The following is a 10,341-nucleotide window of genomic DNA, read 5'->3' as shown; positions in this document are numbered from 1 at the left end:
AAACCGGAAAACCGGAAAACCGGAAAACCGGAAAACCGGAAAACCGGAAAACCGGAAAACCGGAAAACCGGAAAACCGGAAAACCGGAAAACCGGAAAACCGGAAAACCGGAAAACCGGAAAACCGGCACTCGGGTGATCGCAACGAAAACCCCGCCCATCAGGCGGGGTTCAGCGTTTATCGCCTGGGCTACGGCGCTACCCCAGCAGCGCGTCGATATGCTTGATCACCGAGCGGGCCAGCGCATGCGGTTCGTAGCCGCCTTCGAGCATCGAGACGATCCGCCCCCCGGCATGGCGTTCGGCGATCTTCTTCAGTTCCGTGGTGAGCCAGCCATAATCCTCGTCGGTGAGCGCCAGCGATGACATGTCGTCGGCCATATGCGCATCGAACCCGGCGGAGACGAACAGCATCTGCGGCCTGAACCTGTCGAGATGCGGCAGCCAGTGCTCGCTGATCGCCGCGCGGAACTCGGCCGAGCCGGTGCCGGCGGGCAGCGGCACGTCGACCAGGTTTTCGGTTTCCTTCTCGTGGCCCGTAAACGGATAGAACGGGTGCTGGAAGGACGAGCAGAACAGCACCCGCTTGTCGTTGCGGAAAATATCTTCCGTGCCGTTGCCGTGATGAACGTCGAAATCCACCACCGCGACGCGCTCCAGCCCGTAGACATCCATCGCATGCGCTGCCGCCACGGCGATGTTGTTGAACAGGCAAAAGCCCATCGCCTGGCCGCGCACCGCGTGGTGCCCCGGCGGGCGGACGGCGCAGAACACCTCGCGCATTTCGCCCTTCATCACCAGATCGACGGCCATCACCCCGGCGCCGGCCGCGCGTTCGGCGGCGCGCAAGGTGCCCGGGCTCATCACCGTGTCGCCGTCGATCTCCACCGGCGGCGCGCCCCTGGCCGGGGCCAGGGCATAGACGCGGTCGAGATAGGCGGGGTCATGCACCCGTTCGAGATCGGCCCGCGCCACCAGCGGGGCATCGTAGTGGCGTAGCACGTAATCCATGCCCGAGGCGATCAGCTGGTTGGTGATCGCCTCCAGCCGGACCGGCGCATCGGGGTGAAGATCGCCGGTCACATGGTCGTGGCAGTCGTAATGCGAAATCAGGCCGAGCACCGTTTCCTCCCTGTGGGGTCCGGCAAAGTTAGGCGCCGCGCGGACCGCCCGCAAGCGGATGATCCGGCGGCAAATTCACTCACCCCGGCGGGCCGCGCGGGCCCCGTCAGAGATAGCGCTCCACCAGCACCAGCTCGGGATCGTCCGGGTCCATCCGTTGGGTGAAGCCAAGCTCGTGCATGAGCTTGAGCATCGGCGCATTGGCCTTGAGCACCGTGCCCTCCATCACTATCATCCCGTGATCGCGCGCGGCGGAGAACAGCGCCTTCATCAGCCGCGTGCCGATCCCCTGATGCTGGATCTGGTCGCCGACGACGATGGCGAATTCGCAGCTCTTGCCATCGGGATTGATGACGTAGCGCGCCACGCCCACCTGCTCCTCCTTGCCCTCGTGCAGCGCCATCGCGACGAGCGCCATTTCGCGGCGGTAGTCGATCTGGGTGAATTGCACCAGCATTTCCGGGCTGAGCTCGTTGATCGCCCCCATGAAGCGGAACATCTTGGCCTCGTCCGACAATTCGCGGACGAATTTCTGCTCGCTCTCGGCATCTTCGGGCCGGATCGGGCGGATGATGAGCGGCGTGCCGTCGGCCAGGTGCGCCTCCGAGATCAGGTGGCGCGGATAGGGGTGGATCGCCACGTGATCGTAGCGCCCGTTGCGCGCCGGGGGCCGGGCGACCTTCACCCGCGCATCCACGGCGAGCACGCCGCCCGGGCCGGCGAAGAGCGGGTTGATATCGAGCTCGACCACCTGCGGCAATTCGCAGACCATGTCGGAGACCCGCATCAGCACGTCGATCACCGCGTCCCGGTCCACCGCCTCGCGGTCGCGGAAGGCGTCGAGCAGGCGCGATACCTTGGTGCGGTTGATCAGCCGGTCGGCGAGCACCGAGTTGAGCGGCGGCAGGGCGACGGAGCTGTCTTTCAGCACCTCCACCATCGTGCCGCCCGCGCCGAACAGGATCGTAGGCCCGAACACCCGGTCGCGGCTCGCGCCGATCACCAGTTCGCGCGCACCCTTGAGCTGCGACATCGGCTCGACGGTCACGCCCTTGATCCGTGCATTGGGCCGGGCTGCCTTGGCCGAGGCGACGATATCGCGGAACGCGATCATGACCTCGGCGGCATCGGTGATGTTCACCCGCACGCCGCCCACATCGGATTTGTGGCTGATATCGGGCGAGTTGATCTTCATCGCCACCGGAAAGCCCACGGTTTCGGCGGCCACCAGCGCCTCGGGCTCGGTATGGGCTTCGATCGTCATGTTCACCGGGATGTGGAAGGCGCGCATCAGCGCCTTCGATTCGATGTCCGACAGCATGTCGCGGTCATCGGCCAGAACCGCATCGACGATCATCCGCGCGCCTTCGAGGTCGGGGTGGTGCGTTTCCGACATCGGCGAGGGCGTTTCCAGCGCCAGGATCCGGTTGCGGTGGTGTTGCGCGAGATAGGAGAAGGCCGAAACGGCGGGCTCCGGCGTGGCGAAATCGGCGATCCCGTTCGACGACAGGATCTCGCGCGCCTCCGCCACCGAGGTTTCGCCCATGAAGCTCGCGAGCACCGGCTTGGTGCGCTTCTTGGGCAGCGCCTCGATCACCGCGCGCGCGATGGAGGTGGCATCGGTCATCGCCTGCGGCGTCAGCAGCACCAGCAGGCCGTCGACATTCGGGTCTTCATAGGCGGCCTTGATCGCAGCGCCGTATTCCTTTGCGCCGGCATCGCCGAGCACGTCGATCGGGTTGCCGTGGCTCCAGAATTTCGGCAGCACCGCGTCGAGCTTTTCCAGCGTCCTGGGCGACAGATCGGCGATATCCACCCGTGTGTCGCCGGCGCGGTCGGCGGCAAGCACGCCGGCGCCGCCGCCATTGGTGACGATGGCGAGGCGGTTGCCGCTCGCGCGCTTGTTGGAGCCGAGAATCTCGGCCGCCGCGAAGAGCTGGCCGAAGGACAGGGCGCGCACCGCGCCGGTCTGCTTGAGCGCCGCGTCAAACACGTCATCCGCGCCCATCAGCGCGCCGGTATGGGTGCTGGCCGCCTTCGAGCTTGCCGCGTGGCGGCCCGATTTGAGCACGATCACCGGCTTCAGCCGGGTGGTCGCGCGCATCGCCGAGAGGAAGGAGGGCGCGTGCTGGATGCCTTCGACATAGAGCAGGATCGCATCGGTATGCGGATCGGTGGCGAGAAACTGCATCACGTCGCCGAAGTCGATATTGGTGGCGTTGCCGAGGCTGACCAGCGCCGAGAAGCCCAGGTGATGCGGCCCCGCCCAGTCGGAAATCGCCGAGTTCAGCGCGCCGGACTGGCTGATCAGCGCCAGCCGCCCCTTCGGCGTGCCCGCGCGCAGGAAGGTGGCGTTCATCTTGTGCCAGGGCCGCACCAGGCCCACGCAGTTCGGCCCCATGAAGCGCACGCCCGCGCGGTGCGCCGCCGCGATCAGTTCCTGTTCGTATTCCGCCCCGTCGCCGCCGCCCTCGCCGAACCCGGCCGACAGGATGATCGCGTTCTTGACGCCGGCTTCGCCGAGATCGCGGATGATCCCCGGCACGGTGCGCGCGGGGGTGGCGATCACCGCCAGGTCGACCTCATCGCTCACATCCAGAACGCTGGGATAGCAGGCGAGCCCGTGCACCTTTTTGTGCTTGGGGTTGATCGGGTACAGCTTGCCCTCGAACCCATCGGCCAGCAGGTTCGAAAACACCCGGCTGCCGACGCTCGTGCCATTTTCGGACGCGCCGTAGATGGCGATCGCGCCTGGGTTCATCATTTTTGCGAGGGGGTTCGCATCCATCGTATTCTGCTCCTTATGACCGGGCATACCTCACCCGGCGGGCCTTCTTGTCCTCCCGGGCGCAGTAGGCCCGAAACGATTGAAACTTCTTTGACATCGGTCAACAAACTTGCCCCGAGTCACCTTTTCCCGTCACTCTGCCACCCTTTCGCCGGTTTTCCCATGTGATAGACTTGGCGGGCGAGAAACGAGGCGGCGATGCAAGTAAAACGCAACGATGGGCTGACCAGCGCCGAGGCTCTCGCGCGGCTTGAGCAATACGGGCCGAACACGCTGGGCGAGACGAAGCGCGTGTCATGGGCCGCGATCCTCGCCCGCCAGTTTACCGGGCTTCTGGTGGTGATCCTGATCGTCGCCGCGGTGATCGCGGCGGCGCTGGGCGAGGTGATCGACGCGGTTGCCATCGGGCTGGTGGTCGTGCTCAACGGCATTCTCGGCTTCGTGCAGGAATGGCAGGCGGAAAACGCGCTTGAGGCGCTGCGCTCGATGCTGGCGCAGAAGGCGCGGGTGCTGCGCGATGGCTCTGAAGAGCTGATCGACACCGCCGAAATCGTGCCCGGCGACGTGGTGCTGCTCTCGGCGGGCGACAAGGTGCCGGCGGATCTGGACTTGCTGACCACGGTCGATCTCAGGGTCGACGAAAGCGCGCTCACCGGCGAATCCCTGCCGGTGTCGAAATCGGTCGGCGACCCGGAGCCGAAGCTGTTCATGGGCACCGCCGTGGTGGCGGGCCATGCCGAGGCGCAGGTGGTGGCCACGGGCCGGGCCACGGCATTTGGCGAGATCGCCGAACTGACCACCTCGGTCGGCGAGAAGACCACCCATCTGCAGGTGGTGCTCGCCGGGCTGGCCCGGCAGATGGCCATTGCCGCGCTCGGGCTTGCGGCGGTGGTGGCGGGGGCGGGGCTGTATACCGGCCACGGGCTGCATGAGATGTTTCTGATGGCGCTGTCGCTCGCGGTGGCGATCGTGCTCGAGGGGCTGCCGGCGGTGGTCACGATCACGCTGGCGCTCGGTGCGGCGGCGATGGTGCGCAAGCAGGCGCTGGCGCGGCGCTTGCAGGCGGTGGAGACGCTGGGCGCGGCGAGTGTCATCTGCACCGACAAGACCGGCACGCTCACCGAAGACAAGATGACCGCCACCCGGATCTGGACCCCGGGCGGTGCCTACCGGGTGACCGGCGGCGGCTACGATCCGGCGGGGCATATCGAGACGGAAGACGGCCAGCGGGTGCGCGCCGAGGATGATGACGAGCTGTCGCGCCTGCTTGAGACGGCGATGATCTGCAACCGGGCGCGGATCGAGCGGGGCGAGACCGGCTGGACGATGCATGGCACGCCCACCGAGGCGGCTCTGGTGACGCTGGCCTACAAGGGCTGGTGCCCGGTGCCCGAAGGCGAGCCGGTGGTGGCGGAGCTGCCCTTCACCTCCGAGCGCAAGCGGATGTCGGTGCTGGCGGCCTGGCGCGGGGCCTGGATCCTGCAGGTGAAAGGCGCGCCGGAACGTATCCTCGAACGGGCAACGCGCTATCGTCTGGATGGCGAGGAACGCGATCTCACCGCCGGGGAGCGGGCGCGGTTCACCGCCGCTTATGAGGCGATTGCCGCCGAGGGCGTGCGGGTGATCGCGCTCGCCCAGGCTATCCAGCCGGGTCCGACGCCGCCCGTTGATGAGCAGGATCTGACCTTTCTCGGCTTCGTCGGGCTGATGGACCCGCCGCGCGCCGAGGTGAAAGCGGCGATCCGGGCCGCCAGGGCGGCGGGGATACGGGTGATCATGATCACCGGCGACGGCGCGGCCACGGCCAAAGCGGTGGCCGGGATGGTGGGGCTGGAGATCGACCGGGTGCTGAGCGGCCGCGATGTCGAGGCGCTGTCGGACGAGGAACTCGACGCGGCGCTGGAGGCAAAGGTGCTCTTTGCCCGCACGGCGCCGGCGCACAAGATGCGGCTGGTGCGCGCGCTGCAGGCCAAGGGCCAGATCGTGGCGATGACCGGCGACGGGGTGAACGACGCGCCGGCGCTGAAGCAATCCGATATCGGCGTGGCGATGGGCGTGCGCGGCACCGACGTGGCCAGGGACGCCGCCGATCTGGTGCTGCTCGACGACAATTTCGCCACCATCGTGCGCGCCGTGCGCGAGGGGCGGCGGCAATTCGAGAATGTGCGCAAATTCGTGCGCTACCTGCTGTCGTCCAATGCCGGCGAGGTGGTGGCGCTGCTCGTGAATATCCTGATCGGCGGACCGCTGATCTTTCTGGCCACCCAGATCCTGTGGATGAACCTGATCACCGATGGCGTGACGGCGGTGGCGCTGGGGCTGGAGAAGGCCACGCCCGATACGATGAACCGCCCGCCACGGCGCAAGAACGAGAGCGTGATCGGCAAGGCGGGCTTTGCCATGATCCTCGCCTTCGGCAGCTATACCGGCGCGGCGAGTCTGTGGATCTTTTATCATTTCCTCGGCGCGGGTGCCGATGAGGCGGTGGCGCGCACGGTGGCCTTCACCGCGATGGTGTTTTTCGAGAAGATCTCGGTTTTCGCATTCCGGTCCTTCCACCATTCCTGCACCGAGATCGGCTGGTTTTCCAACCGTCTGCTGATCCTTGCGCTGCTTGCCATGGTCGGCGCGCAGCTTGCCGCCGTCTACTGGGCGCCGCTGCAACAGCTTTTGCGCGCCGCACCGCTCGGCTGGGAGCACTGGCAGATGATCGCGCTGTTCGCGCTGCCGCTGCTGGTGGTGCCGGAAGCGGTGAAGATGATCCGGCGGCGGACGAACGGATAGGGCAGGGCCGGGGGGCCAGCCCCCCGGACCCCCCGGGATCTTTGAGGCAAGATGAAGGGGATCAGGCGAAGCGGACGGGGTCGGTGGCGTTGAGGGTTTCGGCGTCGAGCGGGCTTTTGCGGCCCGCCACCCGGTCGGCGACGAGTTGCGAGGCGGCGGGGGCGGAGAGGAAGCCGTAGCCGCCTTGCCCCGCCGACCAGATGAAGCTTGCGTCGCGCTTGTCGGGGCCGAGCACGAGGTTGCCGTCGGGTGCGAAGGTGCGCAGGCCGGCCCAGTTGGCGATCATCCGGTCCACCGGCGTGGTCACCACCGCTTCCCAGCGCGCGATGCCTTCGGCCAGCACCATGTCGTCGGCCCAGGCGTCATGTGGGGTGGTGGGGTCTTCCTCGGCGGGCGAGATCAGCAGCGCGCCGGCATCGGGCTTCATATACCACGTCTCCCCCGCGCCGATGGTCATCGGCCAGCGCGCCGGGTCATGCCCTTCGGGGGCGGCGACGCGGGCGATGGAGCGGCGTTTCGGGGTGAGGCCGATTGGCGGCAGCCCCGCAAGCGCGGCAATCTCGTCGGCCCAGGCGCCGGCGGCATTGACGATCTGGCGCGCCTCGTAGGTCTCGGCGCCGGCGGTGACGGCCCAGCCGGTGCCGGTGCGGGCAATGGCGCTGACGCGGGCACGGGTGACGATCCGTCCATGCGCGCGCAGGCTGCGGGCATAGGCCTGAAGCATCAGATCGGTGTCGATATCCCACGACGCCTCGTGATAGCCGGCGCCGGCGATCCTGGCCGGGTCGAGCACCGGCACCAGCGCCTGCGCCTCGGCAGGCGAGATCGGGGCGAGGTCGATCTCGGCCAGATCGGCGGCCAGCGCCGCTTCCTCGCCGGGGGCGGCGACGAACATCAGGCCGCGGGGGCTGAGCAGACCCGGGGTCGACATGAATTCATCGCGCGAGGCGCGGGCGAGGGCGACGGTGGAGGGGCGGCCGTATTCGGCCTCGTAAAGCGCGGCGGAGCGGCCCGAGGCATGGTAGGCGAGCGCGTCTTCCGCTTCGAGCAGGGTGACGGTGCCGAGGGCGGCGAGCCGGGCGCCTGCGGAGAGGCCGGCGATGCCGCCGCCGATGATGAGAAAATCGTCCATGGTCGCGTTCTGGCACGGGGCCGGCGCGGAAGAAAGGCTCAATCCCGCGCTGCGCGCACCCAGTCCCGCACCAGTCCGGCGAGCCAGTCGGCACCGGCTTCGACCTCGGCAAGCGATGCGAAGCCGATTTGCGCCCGCTGGTCGGTTGCCCATCTCAGCCGCGAGTCGGCGATGGCGAGCAGGCGCGTGCCCGTCTTGGTGTCGACCGCCTTCGCATCGCGGTGCAGAACCACCCGCGCGCCGCCATGTTTGGGCCGCATCAGCGTGACCAGATGCTGCCCGTCGATGGCAAAGCTCGGCGCGTTCCATTTCACGTCCTCGACCGCCTCGGGAAGCGCGGTGCGGATCACCGCGACAAGGGCGGCGGATATCGAAGGCCAATCGTCCATGCGGGCGACCCTGACATGGTGCATGGGCGAGGGGAAGGGGGTGGCGCGCAGGAAAAGGCCCCGCGTGGAGGATCGGCACGCGGGGCCTTGCCGGGCCAGGGGACGCCCGGCGGCGGTGGTTTTTATTGCTGCGGGGCGGTCGGGAAGTCGGCCGCGTCGACCGTGCCGTCGCCATTGCGGTCGAACCGCGGCAGCCAGCCTTCGCCGGCCTTCACGAATTCGTCGCGGCTGATCCGGCCGTCGCCGTCAGCGTCGAGCCCGAGGCCCATCTGCTGCTGCATGTTCTGCGGCCCCATGCCGGGCTGGCCGAAGCCTTGCGGCTGGCCCATGCCCTGCTGCGGCCCCATGTTCCAGCCCTGGGGCTGGCCCCAGCCCGGCTGTTGCGGACCCCAACCCTGCTGCGGGCCCCAGCCCTGTTGCGGCCCCCAGCCCGGACCGGCGCCATAACCGTAGCCTTGCGGCTGGCCCCAGCCACCTTGCGGGCCGCCCATCGGGCCCCAGCCCGGCTGCGCCTGTTGGTAGCCATAGCCCTGCGGCCCCTGCATCCGGCTTCCGCCCGGGAAACCGCCGAGCTGCCGGCCACGGCCCTGACCGCCCGGACCCCGGCCAAAGCCATCCTGATAGCCCTGGCCGCGCCAGGCGGTGTCGGGCCGGTCCTGCGCGTCCTGCATCGCATCGCGCATCGCGTTGTGATCGGCCAGTTCTTCGGCGGAGAGAATGCCGTTTTCGTCGGCGTCGAAAGAGTCGAACAGAATGCCGCGCCGGTCGAGCACTTCTTCGACGGTCACTTTGCCGTCGCCGTTGTCGTCCCAGTTGGTGAGGAAGTTTGCGCCAGGGTTGAAGCTCTGTGCACCTGCCGACAGGGGCAGGGCGAGGGCGAGGATCGTGGCGGAAAGAATGGCGGTGCGTTTCATCAGAAGTCCTCCGGTTCGTGCGTTGTTGTCAGGCATGAAACGGAGCGCGGGCCGGGTTCCGGCGCGGCTGCGACAATCTGTCATGAAAAGGCCCCGCACGGAGCGGGGCCTTTGCAGGGTTTGCCGGGGCGGCGATCAGTTGGGGATCTCGCCCACGATGCCTTCGACGAAGAAGTCCATTCCCACCAGCGTGCCGTCATCGGCCACTTCGCCCTCGGCGAGCCAGGCCGAGCCGTCCTGCCGGTTCAGCGGGCCGGTGAAGGGATGGTATTCGCCCGAGGCGATCGCGTCTTTCAGCGCCAGCGCCTCGGCCTTCACTTCCGCCGGCACTGCGTCGGAAATCTCGCCGATCCCCACCATGCCCGGGCCGATGCCGTCCCAGGTGTTGTCGCTTTCCCATGTGCCGTCGATCACGGCCTGGGTGCGGGCGATGTAGTAGGGCGCCCAGTTGTCGATGATCGACGAGACCCGCGGCATCGGCGCGTATTCGGACATGTCGGAGGCCTGTCCGAAGGTATAGACACCACCGGCTTCCTGCGCAGCCGCCTGCGGTGCGGTCGAGTCGGTATGCTGCAGGATCACGTCCGCGCCCTGGTCGATCAGCGCCTTCGCGGCATCAGCCTCTTTCGTCGGGTCGAACCAGGTATAGGCCCAGATGATCTTGAACTGAACGTCGGGGTTGACCTTCTTGGCGTGGATATAGGCCGAGTTGATGCCTCGGATCACTTCCGGGATCGGGAAGGAGCCGATATAGCCGATGATGTTCGACTGCGTCAGGTGCCCGGCGATGGTGCCCTGAACGGCGCGGCCCTCATAGAAGCGGGCGGAATAGACGCCGACATTGTCGGCGGTCTTGTAACCGGTCGCGTGCTCGAATTTCACATCCGGAAACTTCTCGGCGACGGCGATGGTCGGGTCCATGAAACCGAATGAGGTGGTGAAGATCAGATCGGCGCCCGACACGGCCATGCGAGTGATCGCGGCCTCGGCGTTGGCCCCTTCGGGCACATTTTCCTGAATCACGGTCTCGACCGCGTCGCCGAAATGCGCTTCGACGGCCAGCCGGCCTTGCTCGTGTTCATAGGTCCAGCCACCGTCGCCGACCGGGCCGACATAGATGAAGCCGACCTTGACCGGGTCCTGCGCCGCGGCGGCGCCGGCAAAGCCGACGGCCAGGGCGGCGCTGGCCGCGAGGGTTTTGAGAAGGTGCATG

At 67.5% G+C, this 10,341-nt stretch carries 7 protein-coding genes; 1 reads left to right on the top strand and 6 read right to left on the bottom strand.

All coding sequences use genetic code 11. The annotated features are described in order from the left end of the window. Positions 1-197: 197 nt before the first annotated feature. Together QMG28_RS06730 and QMG28_RS06725 are read right to left on the bottom strand one after the other, a co-directional pair. Positions 198-1,121, bottom strand: a complete 924-nt coding sequence (locus QMG28_RS06730) for a histone deacetylase family protein (protein WP_281841444.1) — start codon at positions 1,119-1,121, stop codon at positions 198-200. A gap of 106 nt (positions 1,122-1,227) precedes the next feature. Continuing rightward, positions 1,228-3,909 (bottom strand): bifunctional acetate--CoA ligase family protein/GNAT family N-acetyltransferase, encoded by a 2,682-nt coding sequence (locus QMG28_RS06725; RefSeq protein ID WP_281841443.1) that lies wholly within the window; start codon positions 3,907-3,909, stop codon positions 1,228-1,230. Between the two features lie 198 nt (positions 3,910-4,107). On the opposite strand from QMG28_RS06725, the gene QMG28_RS06720 reads away from it, so the two are divergent. Then, a complete protein-coding gene (locus QMG28_RS06720; protein WP_281841442.1) occupies positions 4,108-6,693 on the top strand; it encodes a cation-translocating P-type ATPase in 2,586 nt (861 codons plus the stop codon). A 61-nt stretch (positions 6,694-6,754) separates the two neighbouring features. On the opposite strand, the gene QMG28_RS06715 is transcribed toward QMG28_RS06720, so the two are convergent. The 4 genes from QMG28_RS06715 to QMG28_RS06700 form a co-directional block, all read right to left on the bottom strand. Next, the gene (locus tag QMG28_RS06715; protein ID WP_281841441.1) at positions 6,755-7,825 is read right to left on the bottom strand and encodes an NAD(P)/FAD-dependent oxidoreductase; all 1,071 of its coding nucleotides are present in this window, start codon (positions 7,823-7,825) and stop codon (positions 6,755-6,757) included. 38 nt (positions 7,826-7,863) lie between these two features. After that, positions 7,864-8,214 (bottom strand): DUF1801 domain-containing protein, encoded by a 351-nt coding sequence (locus QMG28_RS06710; RefSeq protein ID WP_281841440.1) that lies wholly within the window; start codon positions 8,212-8,214, stop codon positions 7,864-7,866. A 122-nt stretch (positions 8,215-8,336) separates the two neighbouring features. Next, complete coding sequence (locus tag QMG28_RS06705) at positions 8,337-9,128, bottom strand: EF-hand domain-containing protein (protein WP_281841439.1); 792 nt, start codon at positions 9,126-9,128, stop codon at positions 8,337-8,339. Positions 9,129-9,263: 135 nt separating this feature from the next. Further along, a complete protein-coding gene (locus QMG28_RS06700) occupies positions 9,264-10,340 on the bottom strand; it encodes a BMP family ABC transporter substrate-binding protein (protein ID WP_281841438.1) in 1,077 nt (358 codons plus the stop codon). Position 10,341 lies beyond the last annotated feature (1 nt).

Origin of the sequence: Sinisalibacter aestuarii (assembly GCF_027923545.1) — a bacterium.
Classification (GTDB): Bacteria; Pseudomonadota; Alphaproteobacteria; order Rhodobacterales; family Rhodobacteraceae; genus Sinisalibacter; species Sinisalibacter aestuarii.
Note: the sequence above shows the minus strand (reverse complement) of the source record. Positions and strands in the feature narration are given on the sequence as shown.